This is a genomic window from Vibrio sp. 10N.261.46.A3 (assembly GCF_041472995.1).
In the GTDB taxonomy this organism is placed as follows: Bacteria; Pseudomonadota; Gammaproteobacteria; order Enterobacterales; family Vibrionaceae; genus Vibrio; species Vibrio coralliirubri.
Genome location: NZ_JBFRRH010000031.1, coordinates 20,890 through 43,095 on the forward strand (window position 1 = coordinate 20,890; position 22,206 = coordinate 43,095).

At 43.0% G+C, this 22,206-nt stretch carries 24 protein-coding genes; 13 read left to right on the forward strand and 11 right to left on the reverse strand.

The genetic code is table 11. The features are described from left to right. Window positions 1-85: 85 nt before the first annotated feature. Both AB4484_RS08880 and AB4484_RS08885 read right to left on the reverse strand, forming a co-directional pair. On the reverse strand, window positions 86-901 hold the full coding sequence (locus AB4484_RS08880) for a TauD/TfdA dioxygenase family protein (RefSeq protein WP_372077594.1): 816 nt from the start codon (window positions 899-901) through the stop codon (window positions 86-88). Between the two features lie 309 nt (window positions 902-1,210). Continuing rightward, on the reverse strand, window positions 1,211-2,110 hold the full coding sequence (locus tag AB4484_RS08885; RefSeq protein WP_372077596.1) for a Vmh family MBL fold metallo-hydrolase: 900 nt from the start codon (window positions 2,108-2,110) through the stop codon (window positions 1,211-1,213). Between the two features lie 160 nt (window positions 2,111-2,270). On the opposite strand from AB4484_RS08885, the gene AB4484_RS08890 reads away from it, so the two are divergent. After that, a complete protein-coding gene (locus AB4484_RS08890) occupies window positions 2,271-3,164 on the forward strand; it encodes a LysR family transcriptional regulator (protein WP_372077598.1) in 894 nt (297 codons plus the stop codon). A 145-nt stretch (window positions 3,165-3,309) separates the two neighbouring features. Then, on the forward strand, window positions 3,310-3,711 hold the full coding sequence (locus tag AB4484_RS08895) for an ACT domain-containing protein (RefSeq protein WP_372077600.1): 402 nt from the start codon (window positions 3,310-3,312) through the stop codon (window positions 3,709-3,711). Between the two features lie 106 nt (window positions 3,712-3,817). On the opposite strand, the gene AB4484_RS08900 is transcribed toward AB4484_RS08895, so the two are convergent. Together AB4484_RS08900 and AB4484_RS08905 are read right to left on the reverse strand one after the other, a co-directional pair. Continuing rightward, a complete protein-coding gene (locus tag AB4484_RS08900; protein ID WP_372077602.1) occupies window positions 3,818-5,704 on the reverse strand; it encodes a methyl-accepting chemotaxis protein in 1,887 nt (628 codons plus the stop codon). A 343-nt stretch (window positions 5,705-6,047) separates the two neighbouring features. Beyond that, the gene (locus AB4484_RS08905) at window positions 6,048-6,764 is read right to left on the reverse strand and encodes a DUF1826 domain-containing protein (RefSeq protein ID WP_372077604.1); all 717 of its coding nucleotides are present in this window, start codon (window positions 6,762-6,764) and stop codon (window positions 6,048-6,050) included. A 621-nt stretch (window positions 6,765-7,385) separates the two neighbouring features. Here AB4484_RS08905 and AB4484_RS08910 point away from each other — a divergent pair. The 9 genes from AB4484_RS08910 to AB4484_RS08950 all read left to right on the forward strand — a co-directional run bounded on the left by AB4484_RS08910 (window position 7,386) and on the right by AB4484_RS08950 (window position 16,226). Next, window positions 7,386-8,306, forward strand: a complete 921-nt coding sequence (locus AB4484_RS08910) for a LysR family transcriptional regulator (protein WP_372077606.1) — start codon at window positions 7,386-7,388, stop codon at window positions 8,304-8,306. A 163-nt stretch (window positions 8,307-8,469) separates the two neighbouring features. Next, window positions 8,470-10,242 carry a hypothetical protein gene (locus tag AB4484_RS08915; protein WP_372077608.1) on the forward strand — a complete coding sequence of 591 codons (1,773 nt, stop codon included), beginning with the start codon at window positions 8,470-8,472 and terminating at the stop codon, window positions 10,240-10,242. A 221-nt stretch (window positions 10,243-10,463) separates the two neighbouring features. Next, window positions 10,464-11,036 carry a YceI family protein gene (locus AB4484_RS08920; RefSeq protein ID WP_372077610.1) on the forward strand — a complete coding sequence of 191 codons (573 nt, stop codon included), beginning with the start codon at window positions 10,464-10,466 and terminating at the stop codon, window positions 11,034-11,036. A gap of 384 nt (window positions 11,037-11,420) precedes the next feature. Then, window positions 11,421-12,599, forward strand: coding sequence for a YbfB/YjiJ family MFS transporter (locus AB4484_RS08925; protein ID WP_372077612.1), 1,179 nt, complete (start codon window positions 11,421-11,423; stop codon window positions 12,597-12,599). 62 nt (window positions 12,600-12,661) lie between these two features. After that, on the forward strand, window positions 12,662-13,318 hold the full coding sequence (locus AB4484_RS08930) for a glutathione S-transferase N-terminal domain-containing protein (protein WP_372077614.1): 657 nt from the start codon (window positions 12,662-12,664) through the stop codon (window positions 13,316-13,318). Window positions 13,319-13,490: 172 nt separating this feature from the next. Continuing rightward, complete coding sequence (locus tag AB4484_RS08935) at window positions 13,491-14,186, forward strand: VC0807 family protein (RefSeq protein ID WP_372077616.1); 696 nt, start codon at window positions 13,491-13,493, stop codon at window positions 14,184-14,186. Between the two features lie 382 nt (window positions 14,187-14,568). Beyond that, on the forward strand, window positions 14,569-14,844 hold the full coding sequence (locus tag AB4484_RS08940) for an HU family DNA-binding protein (protein WP_017059113.1): 276 nt from the start codon (window positions 14,569-14,571) through the stop codon (window positions 14,842-14,844). A gap of 25 nt (window positions 14,845-14,869) precedes the next feature. Further along, the gene (locus tag AB4484_RS08945) at window positions 14,870-15,013 is read left to right on the forward strand and encodes a hypothetical protein (protein WP_017059112.1); all 144 of its coding nucleotides are present in this window, start codon (window positions 14,870-14,872) and stop codon (window positions 15,011-15,013) included. Window positions 15,014-15,341: 328 nt separating this feature from the next. After that, on the forward strand, window positions 15,342-16,226 hold the full coding sequence (locus AB4484_RS08950) for a VirK/YbjX family protein (protein WP_372077619.1): 885 nt from the start codon (window positions 15,342-15,344) through the stop codon (window positions 16,224-16,226). A 157-nt stretch (window positions 16,227-16,383) separates the two neighbouring features. On the opposite strand, the gene AB4484_RS08955 is transcribed toward AB4484_RS08950, so the two are convergent. From AB4484_RS08955 to pnuC, 3 genes are all read right to left on the reverse strand, one after another. Beyond that, window positions 16,384-17,064, reverse strand: a complete 681-nt coding sequence (locus tag AB4484_RS08955) for a Crp/Fnr family transcriptional regulator (protein WP_372077621.1) — start codon at window positions 17,062-17,064, stop codon at window positions 16,384-16,386. Window positions 17,065-17,192: 128 nt separating this feature from the next. Continuing rightward, window positions 17,193-17,921: a nucleoside phosphorylase gene (locus tag AB4484_RS08960; RefSeq protein WP_050650092.1), complete on the reverse strand. Its 729-nt coding sequence runs from the start codon at window positions 17,919-17,921 to the stop codon at window positions 17,193-17,195. 8 nt (window positions 17,922-17,929) lie between these two features. Continuing rightward, entirely contained in the window at window positions 17,930-18,664 is a 735-nt protein-coding gene (gene pnuC, locus AB4484_RS08965; RefSeq protein ID WP_372077623.1) for a nicotinamide riboside transporter PnuC, read from the reverse strand. Window positions 18,665-19,028: 364 nt separating this feature from the next. Between pnuC and AB4484_RS08970 the strand changes: the two genes are divergently transcribed. Next, window positions 19,029-19,232 (forward strand): hypothetical protein, encoded by a 204-nt coding sequence (locus AB4484_RS08970; protein ID WP_050645367.1) that lies wholly within the window; start codon window positions 19,029-19,031, stop codon window positions 19,230-19,232. Window positions 19,233-19,274: 42 nt separating this feature from the next. Here AB4484_RS08970 and AB4484_RS08975 read toward each other — a convergent pair whose 3' ends face one another. Then, a complete protein-coding gene (locus tag AB4484_RS08975) occupies window positions 19,275-20,366 on the reverse strand; it encodes a transporter substrate-binding domain-containing protein (protein ID WP_372077625.1) in 1,092 nt (363 codons plus the stop codon). Window positions 20,367-20,582: 216 nt separating this feature from the next. Next, window positions 20,583-21,020: a PaaI family thioesterase gene (locus tag AB4484_RS08980; protein WP_372077627.1), complete on the reverse strand. Its 438-nt coding sequence runs from the start codon at window positions 21,018-21,020 to the stop codon at window positions 20,583-20,585. Between the two features lie 35 nt (window positions 21,021-21,055). On the opposite strand from AB4484_RS08980, the gene AB4484_RS08985 reads away from it, so the two are divergent. Further along, a complete protein-coding gene (locus AB4484_RS08985; protein ID WP_017057476.1) occupies window positions 21,056-21,334 on the forward strand; it encodes a DUF134 domain-containing protein in 279 nt (92 codons plus the stop codon). Here AB4484_RS08985 and nqrM read toward each other — a convergent pair whose 3' ends face one another. Together nqrM and AB4484_RS08995 are read right to left on the reverse strand one after the other, a co-directional pair. Then, window positions 21,335-21,568, reverse strand: a complete 234-nt coding sequence (nqrM, locus tag AB4484_RS08990; RefSeq protein ID WP_372077629.1) for a (Na+)-NQR maturation NqrM — start codon at window positions 21,566-21,568, stop codon at window positions 21,335-21,337. It lies immediately after the preceding gene. Continuing rightward, window positions 21,565-22,011: a NifB/NifX family molybdenum-iron cluster-binding protein gene (locus AB4484_RS08995; protein WP_372077632.1), complete on the reverse strand. Its 447-nt coding sequence runs from the start codon at window positions 22,009-22,011 to the stop codon at window positions 21,565-21,567. Before AB4484_RS08995 ends, nqrM begins: the two co-directional genes overlap by 4 nt. Between the last annotated feature and the right edge of the window lie 195 nt (window positions 22,012-22,206).

A 22,206-nucleotide genomic window follows, 5' to 3' on the forward strand; every position in this document is an offset into this window, starting at 1 on the left:
TTTTATACTTTAATTCAGACACTAAACCTGATCTCCTGAGACTTGTCCGCTAGCACTGACACCAACTCCCCCTCCTTACTTACTGCTATGTCACTGTTACTCTATGCATTTTTCTTGGAGTATCACCGTAATCTATCACTGCGTAATGTTGCGTTACCCTGTTATCCCAGATCGCCATTGAGCCGTTGTCCCATTTGAAACGAACTTGAAACTCAGGGCGTCGAGCAATTTCAAACAGATGACAAAGCAGCTCATCACTCTCTTGACGAGGCAGTTCGTTGATATAGCGAGTAAACTGCTCATTGATATACAGCGTTTCCTTACCCGTTTCAGGATGAACTTGAATAACAGAGTGAACCACTGGCGGATTCTCCTGTGCTGTTTTGATTAAGGATTTGTGCCAATCGAGCTCAATGTCTTCTGGCTCTATACCTTCAAAGGCCACCAGCGAATGAGTCGCAGACAACCCTCTCAACTTAGCTTTCATATCTTCATTTAGAGACTCAAAAACCGCCGTCATAGAACACCAGATCGTGTCACCACCGACGCTTGGAATATGTTGAGCATGCAACAGGGAAGCTTTTGATGGCAAGCTGCGCCACGTTAAGTCGGTATGCCAATAACTTTCCATTGGCGCATTGCCACGGGTTATTTCAATCACACTCACCTGAGGCGCACTTTCCACGCGAGGGAAGAAAGGATGTGCAGGTTCTAACGTTCCAAAGCGTTCTGCAATCATCAAGTGTTGTTCTGGAGACAAAGTCTGCCCATCGAGAAAGATCACTTGATGGGTAATAAGCGCTTGATACACCTTATCAAGTTCATCAGCACTGCATGTAGAAAGCTCTAATTCGTGGATACGAGCGCCGATGTGAGGAGTAATGGGTTCTATTTTCAACATACTTTCGCTTATTGGTGATATTGAGTTGCGGGGCGGATCTGGCTACTAGGCTAATCTAGCTACTAACAGTAAACCGGGCAAATGCAGATTTTCTTTCCCACTTGAAATAGAAATCGTCTCTCCGAAACAAAAAAAGAGCCCCTAAACTGGAGCTCTTTTCGTTTTTTGATACTTCCTGTATCCATAGACAAGTCCAATCTGTAGTACTTTCACTGAAAGCCAGATCATCGATATCTCCAGTTGTGTATCACTAATAAATCTAGCATACAATCTTCAGACTGTTCTGCGACACAACCGAGATAATCAACTCTAGTGCCAAACCATCTCGCCACTCAGCACTTTCGCGCCAAGTTCTAAATCGCCTTCCGTAGCCTCAAATTTCGGGTAGGCTTTCTTCATATAATCACTGATCTCAACCGATGTTGGATTACTCTTGCTCGCCAATGCTTTTTCAATATCAGCCACATAATCCTGCGTGAACTGAACTGCATTTATCCCTGTTGGCATTTCACCTAAATAGTGACCCGGAATTACAACCTCTGGCTCAAGTGCTTTCATACGCTCTAACGATTGTGACCACTGGCTACGAATCTCTTTCGATGCGGCATCTGCCATCCATACATGCACACCGCTATACACCGACACGCCACCAAATACAGTCTTTTCAGACGGAACCCAAAGGTAAGCTTGGTGTGTGTTTATCTCTTTCACTTCGATAGTTTCACCTTCGATGCTTAATGTTGAGCCTTTCATCACCGTTGGAACAATCACCTTAGAGGGCGCATTGCCTTCTAATATAGGTCCCCAGTATTCAAGCTTTGCATCTTTGGTGCGTTTGATATGCGCGACAACGGCTTCACTGGCAACGACCTTGACGTTAGGAAATGCCGAAACTATCGGTTCCAAACCAAAGTAGTAATCTGGGTCGCCGCTACTGATGTAAATCATCGATAATTTTTTGCCTGTGGCTTTGATTTGCTCCACTAGCTTTTGCCCATCAGCCACACTGAATTGTGCGTCAAATAAGATCACTTCTTTCTCACCCGAGACCAATACCGAGCTGGCTGGGAATATCGCGTTCTCGCCGGGGTTATAGTGGGTGATGTTCAGATCCGCAGCTAAAGCAACACTTGATGCCATTACGGTTCCTAGGCTTATGGTTCCTAAAAGCATGCTTTTTGATAACAGGTTTTTCGATAATGTATTCATGGCTTTATTCCGGTATTTGGAGTTGAACATCTGCCAACTCGCTGAATGTCCAAATATCTTATTTGATTGTTTTTAGATGAAATAGCTATCAAATTGACTTTAACTGTTGCAGTTTTCGGACATATACTGAGGTCGGTTTAATTCTCTAGGCAATAAAACAATGGATAAACTCGAGGCAATGAATGTCTTTGTCACCATCGTGGAACGTGGCAGTTTGAGCGCAGCGGCAGAGCACCTTGATCTCTCACGAACCAAGGTCACTCGCTATTTGGGTGAGTTAGAAACATGGATGGATACACGCTTGCTTCACAGAACAACACGAAGCTTGAGTTTAACCAATGCAGGCAAGGAAACACTTGAGGTCGCCAGAGAACTTTTGGCACTAGAAGCATCCCTAGCTGGCATCAGAAACCAAAACCGAGAGCATTTAAAAGGTCAGCTGCGTATCACTGCGAGCTACTCAATTGTCGATAGCTTCTTGATGGACGTGATCGGTCGCTTCATCGATAAATGGCCAGAGGTCTCGATTGACATCGTTTCTACCGATCAAACGGTCAATCTTGTTGAGTCACGCATCGATTTAGCCATTCGCATAACCAACGAACTGACGCCCAATATTGTCGCGAAGCAGATCGGTGAATGCCGCTCCGTGATTTGCGCGTCGCCTCAATATCTAAAAGAGAAAGGCACACCCACAGAAGCCCAAGATCTAGCTCACCACAACTGTTTGTCATTCAGTTACTTTGGCAAAACCGCATGGACGTTCAATGGCCCCAATGGGCTCGAATCGGTTCCGATTAAAGGGAATATCAGTGCAAACACCTCGGAAGTATTGCTTTCTGCCACACTCAAAGGCAACGGGATCTGCTTACTGCCCTTTCCTTCAGTGGAAGGCTTAATTCAAAACGGGTTGTTGGTTCCTCTGCTCTCCGAATGGAAACCGAAAACGCTGGGTGTACATGCGATTTATGGAACGCGTAAGCAAATAACTCCGCTGTTAAGAGCCTTTATCGATCACCTATCAAGTGAGATGGAACAGTCGACAAGCTGGTAGAAGTACGATGCCATCAATAAGGAGGAAAACTTGCCATTAGTAAAACTGATACAGAATTAAAATCATTAATTTTACTTAACTGTCAGTTGCTTCTATCGTGACTGCATACATCATCAATTAGCTTATTAACGCAGGGAAACTGACTATGACTGCCATTACCGACCTAGACCTTCTACTGAAATCCATGTCACCAGAATTAATCGACGGGAACTATGTTTTCTGTACTGTCGACGGAGCGCTAGCAGACTATGTTCAGCTCAATCCAATCTCGACTTTTCGTGAAAAAGAAGGTTTAACGCTGGTTCTGAAAGAAGACGTTGCGACCAAAGCTCAGCTAGACTTCGACGCTGTGTTTAGTCTTATCACTTTATCGGTACATTCAAGTCTAGAAGCGGTTGGATTAACGGCTGCGTTTGCGACAAAGCTTGGCTCATACGGCATTAGCGCTAACGTTGTTGCAGGCTACTATCACGACCACATATTTGTGCAAAAAGACAAAGCAGAAGCCGCAATGAGTGCGCTGAAAGAGTTTTCAGAAGTAGATTAGTAAAGAATTCGATTACTCACAAATACAAAAAAAGCGACGTAATCTACGTCGCTTTGGCTTATTGCTTACTGTTCATTCACTGATCAGGCATCAGAAAACGAGACCGTTAAGCAAGCTTAAAAGTGGCCACTTTGTCGCTTAAACCAGCGGCTTGGCTTTTAAGTTCGTTTGACTCAGTTAAGCTGTCCTGTGCGCCCACAACCAAGTGGTCAGTAACATCTTTAATGGTCGTAATGTTTTGGGTAATTTCACCCGTCACGTGTGTTTGCTCTTCAGCAGCCGTCGCGATTTGAGTCGCCATATCACTGATCAAAGCCACCGCCGAGTTGATCTCTTCAAGCGCATGCGAAGCTCTGTCGGCATCTTCTACTGAATGTATCGCCAGTTTAGAACTGCTTTCCATCAGCTCAACCGCCTGAGCTGTCGTGCGCTGTAGGATATCAATCGTTGATTTGATTTCTTCTGTTGAAGAGTGAGTGCGCTGCGAAAGCACACGTACTTCATCAGCAACCACAGCAAAGCCACGACCTTGTTCACCCGCACGTGCCGCTTCAATCGCAGCATTCAAAGCAAGCAAGTTGGTTTGCTCTGCAATGCCTTGAATCGTTGCGAGTACGGTCGAGATCTCTTGAGCATGCTTGTTGAGCTCGCTGATCACGTTACCCGCTTCGTTCACTTCATTGGCTAGGTTATTGATTGAACCTTTGGTATCCACAACCAGAGCGTGACCACTGTTAGTGCTTGTCGCTGAATCTTGCGCCGCTTTTGCTGTTTGCTCGGCATGCGATGCTATCTCTTGCGTGGCGCTCGCCATTTCAGTTACGGCCGTCGCGACCATAGTGATTTCTTGCTGCTGATGATTAAGCTCATCCACCGAACGGTTCGCACGCTGAGCACTTTGCTCTGACTGGCTGTTTAGCTGTTCTGACTGCCCACGGATATGGCCAATCAACTGCTGTAAGCTTCCAACAAAGGTATTGAAGTTATGAGCCAACTCGCCCACTTCATCTTGGTTTTCAACATGAATGCGTTGAGTTAAATCACCACTACCATTCGCGATTTGCGCCAGTGCTTGAGAAACGTGGTTCAACGGGCGGAATAGAATCGTACACAACAGGTTAAACAGTATGGTACATACGATCACCACAAGTAGCGTCACCAACACTTGACCAATCACTGCATCAAATAGTGGCGCAACCAGAGAGTCATGGTTAACAACGCTCACAGTAATCAGGCTCGTTCCATCAATCGCACGTGCGTACAGAACATAGTCGCTGCCGTTCAACTCGATAGAAGTGTCTTTACCGGTAGTCAGCGCCTTTTGTACGTCCGCAAAATCTAACCCAAGTGAGCTGATATTTTTGTTCAGTAACTTGGTGTCAGGGTGCGTATAAACCGTGCCTTTATTGGTCGCGATGAACATGTAACCTTCACCCGGAAGAATCACTTGCTCTAGGCTATTAAGAATGTCGGTAATTTCAACATCCGCGCCTAACACAACCTGTTGACCATGTAATTGCATGGCAGTACCCAGCGACACAACATTCGCCCCAGTTGCAGCTGCAACCGTTGGGTTATCCATGAACACCTTACTAGGGTTTGCTACCGCGTTGGTGTACCAACCCCACAAACGAGGATCATCATTGCCCGGCGGAAGGACAACTCCATTCGCGTTCTTTTGCGAACCGTCAGGAAACGCCAAGAAGACATTATCAAAAGACGCAGAATCACGAACCTGTTTTAAGTGAGTCACCAAGCTTTCTTGTTTGGATTCTTTCGAAAGAGAAGTAAGCGCACGCTCTTTGGATAAGATCCAATCCGATACATATTGATTGTAAGAAGCTGATGCGCCTTCTAAGCGCTGTTCAACTTCTGTATCCAACCTTTGCAGTGAAGCACGAAAAGACAATGCCTCGACCAAAATCCCCCCCAGGATAATGGCCATACTGGCTGAAATCGCCAGTTTATTTTTAAGCGAGAGTTTCTTGAACATAGGAAACCTATAATGTGGAAGTAAAAAACCGTGGCGAACAAATTGGTTGCCAAAGAGGTTTGCAAGCGGGATATATTTTACGCTTTAAAATAAATTAAGAAACCGATGAGGAACTGAAATATTGATATATGTGAGTAAGTGCACGCATCGTAACCCATTGATTTAGAGAATGGTAAACTCTAAATTTTGAATTAATGTGCTAAACAAGGTCAGCTGATGGGTGTCTTTGTTTGGGAATATTAACGGCATAGATCGCGCCATGCCGTTAGCTCATTAGGAAGGTATTTAAATGTGTTGAAGATTTGAAAAAAAATAGGTCGCGGGCTAAATAGTCAAAAGTTGATCAACCAAAGTCCAACGTTAACAGCAATCGTGTCTCGTCAGATGAAGTGACTGGTGAACGATGCACAAGGCCTGCATTTTCGTTGCCACTCCAGCGCTCCCCTTTTAGTAATGCCACATCACCACTCGAAAGTTGTTGGATATCTGACTCATGATTGTATAAGCCAGACTCTGAATCTGGCTGTCCGTTAGCCCCTCGCCCTAACTTAGAACGGTCGACTAAGTCGTTTGGCAACCATTGAGTCGCAACACCATGATAAGTTGTCACCAAGCGACAAGGCACTTGATCAAAATGGAAACGTGGGCACATCGCTTTATTCAGAACGGCTAAACGCAACCCGACTTCTTCAAGCTCAAACAAACAACAGAACATATCCACCAGCTCTGCCATATTTTCTAATAGCGCTTTAGAGGCGGTGCCATCGGTGGCAAATTCCAACTTATCGAAAGCATTATCAGGTGACAGGCTAACAGACTTACTAAAGTTTGGATTCAAGGCGATAAATTCACTGATTGCCGTCGTTAAGCCCTCATCAAACTTTCGCTGCCATACCGCCATATTAATGTCACTTTGGTAGATATCCGCTAATACCGTTGGCTGCTCAGAAGCACTAAAGCTTGGCTTGTGATTTACCTGATCCTGGATAGTCACAACTGAACTAATGTTGAGTGGCTGGTTGCTATTGGTTGCCAAAGGCTTGGTTAACACGGCATTCATTACATCGTCTCCTTGTCAGTGATATTATCTAATTATTTGTTTTTGTTAACTTTAAAATACATCAGCACATGACCTTTCTTAAACGCACTAACAAACTACTACAAAGAAAACAAACACAAGGTTATGTTATAACATAACACTTAGAGCGGCGAAACCTGTAAAATCCTCTGCGACATGAAGGAACATCAGTATTTTCAATTCATAATCGACACCTTAATTAGAGATCTTCCGATAACAGGTAAGAATATCTCGTCTTTTAATTAGCCTACTTATACTTTCTTTATATTAACTCGGAAAGATCAAGTTATAAAAATAACAAAACCAACCGATATCGCATTTTACTATTAGCACAAAAACTCACAGCATTAAGAAACAATTAGAATATAAACGACTCAACATAACTAGTAATTAATTTTCAAAAAATAATTATCACAAGTAGTCCTCTCCCTTTAAAATTAACTAAAACGAGTTAAAAAATGAACAAAAAAGGTGAGTATCGAACAAATTCCGTCCCAAAAAAACCATCAATAAAACATTGTTTTATTGATGGTTTTAAATAGCGTAGAATAATAGATAACTATAAAAATTGTGCCAATGGTACCCTAGTCTTAAAGTCATTTAATGAAAACCACCGACCTTAACCTCATTCCTGTATTTGTCGCGATATTTGAAGAAAGAAACTTATCAAGAGCTGCAAAGCGACTGGATATAACTCAACCTGCCGTAAGTAAAGCACTATCAAGATTAAGAGATGTGTATGAAGATACACTGTTCAATAGAACACGTTCAGGCGTTGAACCAACGAGCTATGCGTCGGCTCTGTATCCTGATATGTCTGCAATCATTAACAATTTCAATGCCACTTTATCGTCAGCACATAACTCTTTTGAACCAGCAACATCTATACGTTCGTTCTCTATTGGCTGTATACATGCGATTGACTTCTACATTCTGCCAGAACTATTTTCTAGAATTCAACAATCCTCCCCTGGTATAACTCTAATCGTTCACCCTATTACTTCTTCTGATTACGAAAACGATCTTAGCTTAGGTAAATACGATCTAATTATTGGCTTACGCCCCATTGGGAATACTCTATTAAAACATAAAGTCATTCTTACCGGAAAAATGAAAGTATGTTGCAGCGCTGATCACCCTAGAATTCAGGAAAACGCAGTTACTAACGAAGAATTCTATGCAGAAAACCATGTTGCGGTAACTCATGAGGTAAACAGAGAGCATGTATTATCTGATGCCGACATTAAAGCACTAAACAAACGAAATGTTGTCTATAACGCTTCTAGTTTTTTTGAAACATTTCCCTTAATAGAAAAAACTGACTGTATAGCCCTTTTACCTTCATTTATGGAAAGTATTTGTAGTGAGAAGTTCTCAATAAAAACTTTTGACCTACCTTTTGACTTCAACGATATAAGCATATCGATGTATTGGCACCCACGTAAAAACGTCGATACAGCACATCAATGGCTCAGAAATCAAGTATGTGCAACAACCACACGTACAAAAAACAAAACTGATTAATATTTAGTCTAAATTGATGTAATTTAATGAAAAAGCCCCTGCTAATTAATCGCTACTACGGTGAGGTAATAATTATTATTTAATATATAACCAATTTTCATATTTCAATTCGTCATAATCCTTGCGCTTTATTGGAGTAACCTCACAAAATCAAGGTATTATAATGAGAAAAATGAACATTGGCTCACTTAAGATGTGCGCTTTGTCAGCAGCAATTTTGGTTGGCATCACTGGGTGTAACGATGATGACGATAGTACAAGCTCTGCACCGATTGAATTCAACAACCCAGTTACGAATATACAAGGCACCTTCGTAGACGCTGCGGTTGATGGCCTTTATTACACAGATAGCAAAGTTAACTCTGGCTTCACTGAAAATGGCGGTCAATATACTGCTTTATCAAATAGTGCAGTAACCTTTTACCTTGGTGGTGAAAATGGACTTAAAGTCGGTGCGGCATCTAACCGTGATGTTTTAAGCCCATTCGAAGCAACAGGTACTTACGAAAGAGCAGTCAACCTCGCGATTCTTCTTCAATCTGTCAATGTTGGCGACGGTGATTCAAACATTGTACTACCCGAAACACTCTCGACGAACATCGATGAAGCAACAATCAGTGCACTACATAAAATCAACCTAGACGACCAAGAGACAGTTATTGACTTCCTAGATGATCATATGGGAATGGATGAGGCTGACATCGTAAGCGAGGATGATGCGATCGCTCACATGAACGATTCTTTAGGCAAGTATGAGCGAGGCGAAGATGCAGTTGTACCAATGTTTCAACGTGACCAAAACAACCTGATCCGTGAAGTTAGCATTAATCAATATCAACTACATGAGTTGAATGACCATGACCCTCTTACTAATCAAAAGCAGTTTTATGTACACGCAGACAAAACTGTTGATCAAGAAACGTTTGATCTAGTTCGTAATTCTGCTCGTTGGGATTACAAACTCTCTGACCTCGAAGTTGTTTTCCCCGCAGGAAACAACGACTCGGGTTTTGGCTCAGCTTGGGGTGCCCAATACTTAAGCTGTGTTACTGCGACTGGTGACTCTAGTAAATTCACTGTTATCAATGAAAATCAAACCAAATGTGACGGCCAAGACGCAACAACTGATGAACGATTCAGTCTTGAAAGCCAATTCTTATACAAGTTTAACAACCCAAATAAGAGTGACCCCGAAGAAAGCATGGGCTATGACGATGAGGAGTTAGAAATCTACATGCCTTATGTTCTCGCTACCTCACAGTCTCAATTGAATTCTATGATTGAGACTGAGTTATATGATGATTCAAATAATAAAGACGGAACAGCGTGGCAATACAACATTTACTCACAGTCTTATGATGCTACTACTGAGGTTTTAACCATTCTAGATAAGAAATTCAACCTCGGTTCGGTACAAGATAAATCAGCCCCATCAGATAGTTCTAAAGGTGGTGTTAGCGAATCTATTCGCTTCATTTACCAGATTGACGATCAAGAAACCGACCGCTACGTTGACTTTGTTGGTACATGGGAACACTTAGAAACTTGTAACAATGGGGAACAAGCACGTTCTGAGTATGTATTTGGTGAAAAGGACATCACCGTATCTGGCCAAGAGTGTTCAGGTTCCACGCCAGTAGAGTTGGATGATGAGGGGCCTTATTCTTATGCCGACTTTTCTAACCTAGACTACTGGTGGTTTAACCAAACGGACCGAGCTTCAAAAGCAACGCTTACCGAGTTAAATACAACTGTTCGCTTCTGTGACTCTAGCGGATACGAAATGGGCAATGAATGTCCGAACGGAAAAGAGTACTTTGTTAAATGGTCATACATGCCAGCAGGTAAAGACTGGGATCAAGGTGTTTTAACTCGTCGTAAAATGCTACCAACTGGCGAGTCAACGAGCGTATCTACATACCAAAAATTAAACTAACCTAATACTTGTGGGGCCATATAGGCCTCACAAGCACAACTCCTGAGTGTTACCTTGGTATCTCATTCAACTAACTGCTCCCTTTATCACATCAAATGCTTGCTTCTTGCGCTTACTTCCAACGATTGACTGCTTCCTAGTGGGTTACGGTAATTCTTTAGATACTGACCTAAGCTTCTAAATACCCTTACCAAAGATACTCATCAATCTGGTGACAACTTATGAAAAAACTAATCTCTACATTCGGCCTCCTATGCACCGTTATCTCCGCTCAATCTTTCGCGGAGTCGGGCTACACATTAGATCCGAAGTTATCGAACATCACATTCGCGACCATTAAAAAGCAGTTTGTGGTTGAGCCCGCATCCATCAAACCTATGTCTGGAGGGCTTACCGAAGAGGGTCAGTTTTCAATAGTATTGGACTTGAAAAGTGTGAGCACCGGTGTCGCTATCCGTGACCAGAGACTCAATGAACTCTATTTCGAATCGATGACCTTTCCTGAAGTGAAGATCTCTGGGAAGGTTGAACCGTCTATGCTATCCGGTGATCCAAAAAGAACAACAGTAGCAGCGGAAGTTACCTTACACGGAGTAACAAAAACGATCGATTTCCCAGTTGTGGTGGTGCCATCCTCAGGTTTTGTCATGGTTAGCTCAGCCTCGACAGTCATAGTCAACGGCGCTGATTTTGGGATATCGACAGAGAATCTAAACAAACTTTCAGCGACCGTGGGTGGATTAGCGATTTCCGACAAAATCCCTTTAAGCTTTAACCTACTTTTCGACCAATAATGGACTTATAACTCTTCCTGTCTATTCTCCCTCATTTCACATTCATCAATCGTTTGAGAGCGGTGAATGTGAGTGAGAGTAACTGGGCATCAATCTTTTCTAAATAACCTAATCATTTAGATCCAACTTTAGTCTAACCATTGATCACTCAATTCTACGATGATTAAAACAATCGCTTATTGCCTTCCCCTTGGCATAGCAACAGATCTCCCTAAGTGTTTAAACATACTGGCAATTTTCCTACCTCGAAACCACCTTTAGATATGCAACTTATATGACTAACAGCCTAGTGATATTGATGGTGAATGATGTCAGTATGCAAAACTAAACAAAGATCTTGTCCTATTGCCAGAGCACCTAATCAAACCGAAAAGAGACCCTTTTATGCTGAATACACACATCGTTAATCGAGACAGCTTGGCTGGAATGGGGGCGACTCTAATAGGCAACGGGATCGGTAGGTTTGCCTATATAGCATTAATGCCGGCTCTCATTCAAAGTGGCTGGTTTAGCGAAAGTGATGCATCTTACCTTGGTGTAGCAACCCTTCTTGGATACATATTGGGTGCACCAGCTGCCAATATACTATTGCGTTACTTTAGTGCTGGGCAGTTAATTCGATTCGCTATGTTGGTGAGCAGTTTTAGCTACTTGGGCTGTGCACTGCAGGATGCGCCCTTGGTATGGTTCTATGTTTGGCGAACTTTGGCTGGAGTTTCAGGTGCTTTGCTCATGGTTGTCGCCCCTCCGGTAATTGTTCGCAAATTTAACCCAGATGTGAAGGCTCGTGTCAGCGGTGTTGTATTTTCAGGCATTGGACTTGGCGCGATGTTATCAGGCACATTAATCCCAGTACTGATCTATTTTAGCGTGGTGTCGGCTTGGATTGGCATGGGAGTCATCGCATTAGTCACAACGATACTGACTTGGAATACATGGCAAACCCAACCTAATACGTCAAAAGCGCCCTATATAAAATCTTCCTTCTCTCAACTATCAAAACCTAAGTTAATCAGCGTAACGCTTATTCTTGTGGCTTATACCTTCGACGCTATCGGCTACCTCCCACACACCTTATTTTGGGTTGATTACATTGTGCGTGAACTGGGCATGTCGTTCACTAGCGGTGGGTTATTCTGGGCAACCTTTGGTATTGGTGCCGCCATTGGCCCATTAATAACAGGTATATTGGGAGACAAGCTAGGGCTAAAGAAATCACTCTGCATAGCATTTAGCTTCAAGGCTCTAGGCGTCGCATTACCCCTTTTTAGCACTCACCCCATAGCGTTACTCATTTCTTCATTACTGGTCGGCATTTTCACTCCGGGGACTGTCACTCTGGTGTCGACTTACACATTGGAGATTGTCGGTTATGAACTGCACACCAAAGCGTGGGCTGGGATGACACTTTCTTTTGCTATATCACAAGGAGTCGTCGGACTTGTGATGGCGTACTACTTAAATCATATGGCGTCATATGATTTGTTGTTCTGCATGAGTGCTGCTGCTTTGATTTTATCTGCGGTGTGCACCTTAATGACCGCGACTCGACCTAAGCGTTAACACTCAATCTAAATCTAAACGCGCTTTTTGGACTCAGTTATCGAATAAAATAAGGGATTAACATGCAACTCTACTTAAATGAAACCTCTCCGTTTTCACGCGTAGTCGCAGCAACAGCACTTCTGTCTCGTTGCTCGCCTTTGTCTTTTGTTTGGGTCGACCCTTGGAGTACGCCGACCAACCTGAAAAACGTCAATCCATTTTGCTTAATTCCGGCATTGGAACTGGAAGATGGAGCTTCACTAACAGAAAGCTTGTGTATCTGCCAATACCTAATTGAAACGTATCAACCTCAAACGCTGCGCCAAGTGACGTTAAGTGATGCCCAACAAATGAAGTATCTAGGAACAGCAAAGACATTAATGGAGATAGCTTTTCGAACCGCAGCACTAACACGCTATACCGACAGTGATAATGTGCTAATCAAGAGAGGACAAGACGGTATCGCTGCCGCGCTAAAGCAACTTGACCAAGAGATAAACACACAAGGGGTAGATTCCCTTCTTACTGATAACTTGGCCACGCTGTATCTCCATGTCGCTTTGGATTACGTCCAATTCCGACATACTGCGCTGTTTGATGAAGCGAACAGCCGAAACATCACCGACTTTTTACACCGTTCTCCATTCGCAGACGTACTGGCACACATAAGCATTGAGAGGTTGGCAAGCAAGCCTGACTATGAAGTGTTATTAAACTCGTTCGGTCATGGGGCTTAAAAATGGCAAGAAACAAAGGCGTGTAAAATCTAGAATTGAGCGTAATATAGGCTCAGAGATGTCGTTGATGTCACATGTCGTTACACAGCATGACGCCTTAAGGCTTTACATCTTGGGCGAGGTAAACAACAATCCCTGAGAATAAATCCATAACATAATGTATTTAGAAATTATGAGTAGTACAGAAAACAAAAAATCGAGTCCTCTTTTCGAAGTCGTGTTTAACGTCTTTCTTCCTTCATTCATCTTAATGAAGTTCAGTGGAGAGGAGCATCTTGGAACAGGTTTAGCACTGCTTGTCGCCCTAGCCTTCCCTATTGCTTACGGTGGCATGGAGTTAATCCGTAATAAGAAGTTCAACTTTATCGCGGCGCTTGGCTTTGTCAGCGTGCTATTAACGGGCGGTATTGGTTTCTTCGAACTAGACACGCGTTGGTTAGCTCTAAAAGAAGCCTTAATCCCTGGCTTAATTGGCCTAGCGGTACTTGGCTCTACCTTTACTCGCTACCCATTCATCCAAAAAGTGATTTTCACGCCTGCATTGCTGAACATTGCTCTAATTGAAGAGCGTTTAAAGCAATTCGGAAACCAAGCTAAGTTTGATCGTTGCCTAATGACATCGAACTACCTGTTTGCGAGCACCTTCGCTTTCTCTTCTGCGATGAACTACTTCCTTGCGACTTGGATTGTGACTAGCCCAGCAGGCACGGTAGCCTTCAATGAAGAACTAGGTAAGCTGACACTATACAGTTACCCTGCAATCGCCATCCCAAGCCTTCTAATGATGCTAGGTATCTTCTACTACATCTGGCGCCAAGTTCGCGACATGACTTCGCTAGAAACAGAACAAATCTTTATTACTAAGTAGTTCTCGTTACGTTAGCTTTAAATACAGAACAGCTTCAAATACTAGATTTTTTTAAACGCCATAAAGCCCAGCCCTGTCGCTGGGCTTTATAGTTTTTGCTGTCTAATTCATGAACTCAATCGGCGTTCCTTTGATTGATTCTCTCAATCAGCCAAGATATTCACAGCCACTTATCCCTCGATAACTCAACCAACTCGCTTTAAATCCATAATAATCAATGAATTCCATTGATTGAGCGGACAGATGCTTTTATAGTCAATTCTGTTGGTTACTTTACAAAGCTCTACCCAACCACTGACAATATTTCAGTTGCCGTTGATAAGATCGCATAAGCTAGGTGCTAAAGGTAGACGCCAGCCGTACTCAATAAGGAATATAGATTATGAACAAATCTCAATTAGTTGAACACATCGCGACTTCTGCAGACATCTCAAAAGACCAAGCAGGCACAGCGCTCAATGCGCTTGTGGAAGGTATCTCGACTTCGCTTGCTAACGGTGATGACGTATCGATCCTTGGATTTGGTAGCTTTAAAGTTAACTCTCGTGCCGCTCGAACTGGTCGCAACCCGCGTACCGGAGAAGAGATTCAGATTGCAGCGTCAAAGACGCCAGCATTTAAAGCAGGCAAAGCACTGAAAGAGACGTGCAACCTGTAATACAAAAAATACAAGGAAGGTTACGATGACGACTAAGGAAAAAGCGAAAACGAGCCGAAGCAAAAAAGCAGGTAAGTCGACTAAAGCACAAGCCGAAACGCCTAAGACTCGTCAACGCATTGAAGAGCTTCTCGAAGAGCGTGAATTGGCCAAACTGTTAGAACTATAGTTTATATAAGAACTAAAGTTTAGGTTTGAGCAAAGTGATAGTTTGTTATCGTTCTAATGCCACTGCAGATTTGTAGTGGCATTTTTGGTTTTAGAAACAGATTTCTAAAGTAAATACCAATCGCTACCTTCGTCTTCTCTCTACTAAGACACAAACACATCTGCCCAAAATCTGAGGACTAAGTAACTGATTAAGTTACATAGCTATACATTCCCATACTTACCCAAATCGCCTTTTTCACTATCATCATTTTCTTGTTATTGGTGAGATTATTGGAAGGGTTCATGACACGACTGTGTTCGAGCAATCCTTCTTTTTTGAGGTGATTATGAATGTCGTTCGCATGGGGATTGAAGCAAATACCCATAAAAATAAGGGTAAATACAAAGCAATAGTTAAGTTTGCTATTCGAGCCCTGTTTTATTATTCAGCCACTCGAAAAATGAGTGATAATTTCAACTCTGAAGAGAGAAAGTTGTTATTTATCAAGCAACCCAACTTCCTTTCTAAATTTGTCACTCCCTACTTATGTACTGGTTTTAGCAATAAAGAAAAAATCGATATCTTATCCAAACACTACGACTGGTGTGAAAACACCTTTGCAACAGAAGCTAGACACCAAATCTATAATGAAAGGCTCAACCTTTTAAAACTTGAGATAGATGACAACGTTTATCTGGTTAATCTCAGCTTCGAAAGGAACGCGAGAAAAGAAGGTGAACTGACAATTTCATTGACCAATTCTAAACTCGAAAAAATGTATTCCATCTCGTTCACGGTTTTCGACAACAGCGTCTACATCGGCGGTATTCAAGGCGGGGCCAATGACAATGGATTTAGCCGCACATTCACAAAAGCTTTCTACGGTTTAAGACCTAAATCCTTCATGGTAGAAACACTAAGACTGTTAGCCATTAACTTAGGTATCAACAATATCTATGCGGTAAAAGAGTCTGGTCATGTTTCGAACTCATTACGCTACGGCAAGAAAAACAAAGACATCAGCCTTAAGTACGATAGTTTGTGGGAGGAGCACGATGGACAGGTGCATAATGACTATTTTTATCGTCTACCAACCAACCCCAACAGGAAAGATCTTGAGGCTCTAAAACGCCAAAAGCGCAAGTTGTATCGGGAGCGTTATGCTTGGCTAGATCAGTATGAACAAGATCTAAAGAACGAAATACGCCACCACATCCACGGTTCCATTTAACTAACAACTGCCTTTAAATCTGTACAGGTTGGCTAATACTTTCTGCTGAGAAAAGCATGAAGCCTCGTAATACGGGGGTTTAGAATCGAGAAGCAGATCCGTAACCACCGTTCTGATCTCACTCAAACTCCCCTTTCAACTTACGCCACCCTTGTTCTTACTCATACGAATCAATAAAGGCTCGGAGTGCTTGCTGGTCGACAATTTCTAACCCTTGATCTCCTTTTCTGATGAAGCCCTTGTCTAATAGGTCTTTAACCGCTCTTCGATACACTCTGCTCGATGTACCAAATCGTTCTGCTTCTTGATTCACTTTATCGAAACCGCCTAACACAGTGTTAGTCTCGCTTTGAACCAATAAATCATACGCAATATTGTAGGTAATTGAGTGTAAAAGACGGTTAGTGTAAATACCCATAGAGTCTTGATAATCTTCCGCCAATGCAGAGGCAAAGAAGAACATCATCTCCGGATTTTCATGTAGTGCTTCTGCTAATCTCTGAATGCAAATAACATCAACTTGCATGTGTTCATCAGCCACTACGTTCCACTGACAAGGGGTCTGCGTGAAAAAATCCATCTCACCAAAGATATGGTAATCGCAATTCACCTCGCCCAATTGAAAACGTCGCCCATTAGCTGCAGAAATACTCATAGAGACTCTTCCAGCGGGCACTACATAAAGGTATTGAAGCTGTTCACCTTGGCGCAGAATTTCATCATTCTTATCAAAATAGCGCGAACTGACTTGGTGTTGGTAAATGAGAGCTTTGAATTCAGAGCTTTTTTGTTCTAGGTAGTTTTTAAAGCGTCCGCTTGAGTATGGTGCAATCTTCATACTAACTGTCTCTCATTACATGAACTGCTGTTGATGTTATTAGCGATTGTAGCGGCTTAAGCCAATGGAGAGAACAATAAAAAAAGCGACGGTCTCCCATCGCTTTTATCGTTCGTTTGTTCAAGCTTCTATTGAGCAATCAAGGCTTCTAACGCCGCTAATGATGCAAGCCGCTCTCCTTGCATCATTGCCTCTGCTTCATCGACATATTGCCCAACGCCCTCTTTTACATCTTGTTCATATAAGACAACATTGTTCAAGATAGAAGCTACATTAAGCCCTCTCAAGCGTCCAACGGTAAACAGCGCGGATGTTTCCATGTCTGCACCTAAAATGCCTTTGCCATTCCAGTACTGACAAAGCGCCTGTTCGTCATCGGTATAAAAGCTATCGTGTGAGCGCACCGTTCCTAAATAGTAAGGTGTTGATTGCTGCTGCAAGAACTTATCTAGCTCTTTGAGCAAGGAGAAGCTTGCATAGGCGGGATACGACGGCTTAACGTAAGCGGTAGATCCCCCCTCATCGCGAACCGCGCCCTCTGCAATAATTAACTCACCAAGCCCGATATGTGACTGCATCGCACCTGCAGACCCTACTCTGACGATATGAGTCACACCACAAAGCTTAAGCTCTTCTACCGCAATGATCATTGAAGGTGCGCCAATGCCCGTGCTACAAACTGATATCGCTTTCCCTTGATATTGACCGGTGAAGATTCGATATTCACGGTTCTCAGAAACCATCTCGGCATCTTCAAGCAAGCTCGCGATTCGATTCGCTCTATCAGGCTCACCACAAACAATAACTAACGGAACAATTTGCGTTTCATCAACGCCAATATGAGGTTGCTTTGCCATCTTAACTCCTAAGAAGCCGTTACTTGAGTGAGTGATTTATCACTATTTCGCTTTGCAGTTCGCGCCCACTCACGAGTACCATTTGCCGCAATAAACATTAAGATTGCGTATTGAACAGACATTGCGTAAACGCCCTGTGTTGCATAAATACCAACGCTGATAATGTTAATCACAATCCACAATATCCAGTTTTCAACGTACTTACGTGTCATAAGAACTTGAGCAACAATAGATAGAATGGTCATCGTTGCATCCCAGAATGGGAACGCATCAGGTTCAAGTACTGGCTCCGCTAAATCCGCACCAAATAGATTCAGGCTATCTACCGCGATGTTTGCTAGCGCAAAGAAGAATGGGTCGATGTACATAGTTAGCAAAGCAATAGAAATCGCACACGCTGCGGCCGTTGCTACTAGTTTATTTTGGTTCAACCAACGAACTTCTAACGTTTCACCTTGCTCATTAGGACGTGTCCATGCGTACCAACCGTAAATGTTGGCGCAAAAGAAAAAGAGTTGTAGAAGTAACAGTCCGTATAACTGAATTTGGAAAAAGATAACCGCGAATAAGGTGACATTCAGCAATCCGAACAGGTAGTTAATGGTTTTTTCTTGGCTTGCAAACCAAATACACAACAAACCAAACACGGTGCCGAATGCTTCAATCCAGCTCATTGCGTAGCCATCCCCTATTGGGATATTGACTAAAGTATTGTTGATATCAAGTAGGGCGAATAGGTCCATAGATGTGTCCTTTATTATTTGTTTTAGTGGCACCTATTTTATTGCTCCTCTCCAAATAAAAAGGAGGACATTTGTCCCCCTTAGATTGCATGCGATCATAAATCAGAATATTAAATCCGGAAAATCAATTTCACGGGAAGATGTCATAGCCCTCCCACAGTCTCGAACTCGAAACTCCAACAGCAGAACAAACCCCTTCCAAAAACGAAATTTTAGCTTACTGGCTTAATGCCGATATCGCGTTGACGATGCCATTTGAGAAGCGCATGATTTTATTTCGAGCAGAATCGTTGTCTGGCGTGTTAACCGTGTAATCGCCCCATAACTCGTTCTGTGCAACGTACTCGATTGAATGGCAGGTCACATGAATAAAGTAATTATGTTAGTAATGGGGCTGCTTTTTACCAGTCGATTGTTTGCCAGTATTGTGCCGCATGTTGGTCAGCTTGAGCATGATGCGCCTATTCTCCTTCGCTCGGCATTGATTGTGGGGGTTGCGGCTTACGCGGTTTGGAGTGCATTCAAATACTTCAAAAAGACCAAGGCCTCAGGTTCAGATCAACTGTAACGGCGACAGTCCAAAAGCTTTTGAATATGCCTCTAATTTCGATTACTGGTCCGCGAAATAATCGACCAAGATTTTACGCCATTTTCGTGACTCACGAATCTTCAACAGTGCGCGGTTAATCTCTTCTTCATACGCGTTATTTTCAGTGATGATAAAGCCATAATTCTGTTTTTCTAGCTGATACGGCAACACCTCTAGATCTTCAAACTGCCCGTTTATTCTGCCGTTACCGATCATATATTTGAGTACCACATCATCGGCAACAATCGCTTCGACTTCACCATCCTCTAAAGCCGCCAGAAGCCTTGGCATATCGACATAACTCTTGTGTCGAATACCGAAGCTTGTGAGCATCAAAGAAGACGTCGTTGCAACCTTTGCACCCACCTCAACATTCGCAAGATCATTCACGCCTTCAATATGGGAAGAGCCTTGGCTGAGAGTCAGTTTGCTGGCTAAAACCGCGGTAATACTGGCGATGAAAAGCATACTAAACACACCAATGAACACCGTCGCAATTCGTCCAGTTAAGCTCTTAAATTCAAAGTAATTGAATGGGCCTCGTGTGATAAAAAGCAAGCCCATGATAAAGCTTTCCAACAAACGTCCCGTTCGGCTTTTCATCGAGTAGAGCTTTTCGTTCTCGCCATGCTCCAATAAGTAGAAAAACGCACCAATTACGCCAGAGATAAAGACGACGGCACCAATGATCAACCACAGCGCGGGATTGAAGAAAATGGCATGTAAAGTTTGAAGGTAGCCTTGCTTTTTAACTGCAATGGCGAGATGAGTTTCGTAAAAAGAGTGAGAAAAGTCGGCAAATAACTCTCGCTCTGGGGTGATTGAAATACAAGATACACCGACATCAATTTGCTCGGTTTCAATCGAATTGAGTAAGTCATCTAAGCGGTGAGTCTCTAGCGTGTACTCAACGCTCATCTCTTTGGCGATCTGCTCCCAGAGCTCGACACTAAGTCCACTCCACTCGCCTTCCATAGAGCTGATGACAAAAGGAGGACATGGATAAACACCGACTTTAAGCGGGACGGAAGAAGCATAGCTACTGAAGAATGGAAAAAGTAAAACGATTGATAGAGCACAATATTGGAATGTCGATTTGAAGAATTTTGGCATCAGCAACCCTCCGAGAAAAGGCAGTGATGAATCGAGTGCGGGGAAACTCGCTCTAATGAACGGATTCAAGCGTGCTCAGGAGCTAAAAGGTGGATATTGAATTCAAGACTGCCCTGCTAGTTTTATTCGTTATTACATTAACTATAGAAAACCTCTATTTATTGTGCAAAACAGCGGAATCAACAAACTAGCACCACCTCGGCTACCGCTTGATAACTAGGGTGATGACATGAACTGGCTTTGCGCCGACGAACATAACTTTCCGCACTGAGTAATTTGGCTTTCTAGGAAGTAGATATTACGTCTGCTTTTTACCCATTGAGCGCAAACTTCCAATTCTTGACCAATCAAAATCGGATGATGAAAACGAGACGTTAAACTCACCGTCATCGCTTTGATACTGTTCTGAAATAGACAATGTAGCATCACGCTGTCATGTAATGTAGTGACTATGCCGCCCTGCATAATGCCATCGTAGCCCTCAGCTTTATCTGTTGGTACAATCTTGGTCCTGGTTTTATATTTAGCTACTGCCTCGTGCTTAATTAAAGTCTCATGCTCGCCAACAGCTTCAAAACAAATGGCGCTGTCGGTGAAAAAGCCTTGGCTGCACACTTGGCAACGCTGATGGTTGTGTGGAATGAAAACCTTCATACTTACCTTTTACCCTTAGATTGCTAGAGATTGATATGGCTCGACCAAAAAAACATCGCCAGTTGTGTACCCGTGCGGCTTACTCTTGTTTCAAGCCTAATGGTGTTCCTATGGACGAGCTTCATAAAGAAGAATTGCTATTGGAAGAACTCGAAGCCTTACGCTTGGCTGATCAAGAAGGCCTGAGCCAGCTTGAAGCCGCTGAACAAATGCAGGTGTCTCGCCAAACGTTCGGCAACATCATCAAGCGTGCACGAGCTAAAGTCGCCAAGTGCATCGTCAATGGTCACGCGTTGGTGATTCAAAGCAGTTAATTAACGTGTTAGCCAGAAGTTATTTAACTCAGCGAGAACTCTTGATGGCTCAGTAATCTGATACAGCTTTCTGCTTTGCCCTTCACACACATCTTTGCAATTGCACTCACGCTCAATATCTAACTGCGCCAATCCTCCACAACTGCCTTTGATTGGCTTGCGCGAAAAAATTACACCTATCACCATCAATGTAACGACTCCGATAAACCCCAATAGCGTCAACAAAAAAGTCATTTTCGGAACCCTCGAATAGCGCCTAACTGATTAGGCTGTGTCATTAGAATCGAAGCTTGTTTTTTGTGCCCTTTCTCGCAACACGTTTTATTGCTACACCCGCTATTTCTCGGCTCGCGACCATAATCGAGATCGGTCACTTCCCGTAGATTGTCGAAATCCAAAGTCCCGATTTCTGCCTTACCTGTCGATGCCAAGACTCGAATATCGTTATTGAACAAGTGCGCCAGCATCTTCTTACCTATATGACGAACCACCACAGGTTTCACATCGTAAGAACGGAGGACAGCGATCCATTGCTTCTTTTTATTGCAAGAGGTGTCGGACTCAATCAGAGGAACAATCTGTTTTATTTGTCGTTGTTCATCGACAATCGCGATCTGTGGGGAACGAGCAAAGTGGTTGCCAACATGAAGGTCGCGACAAGGTACTGCGTATAACATAGTAACTTCCTGTTATTGATGATCAGGGGTTCAGCATACGCCCCATTATTGGCATATGCCAATAATAATCGTATGAAAAATAAGATTTACTGAATCGAAAGGTAAGATCAAAAGCACCCAAACTTACCGTCATCTTCATCCTATCTCGGCTATCTTTCAAATAACCACATATACTAGGGGGTAGTATTTTATACT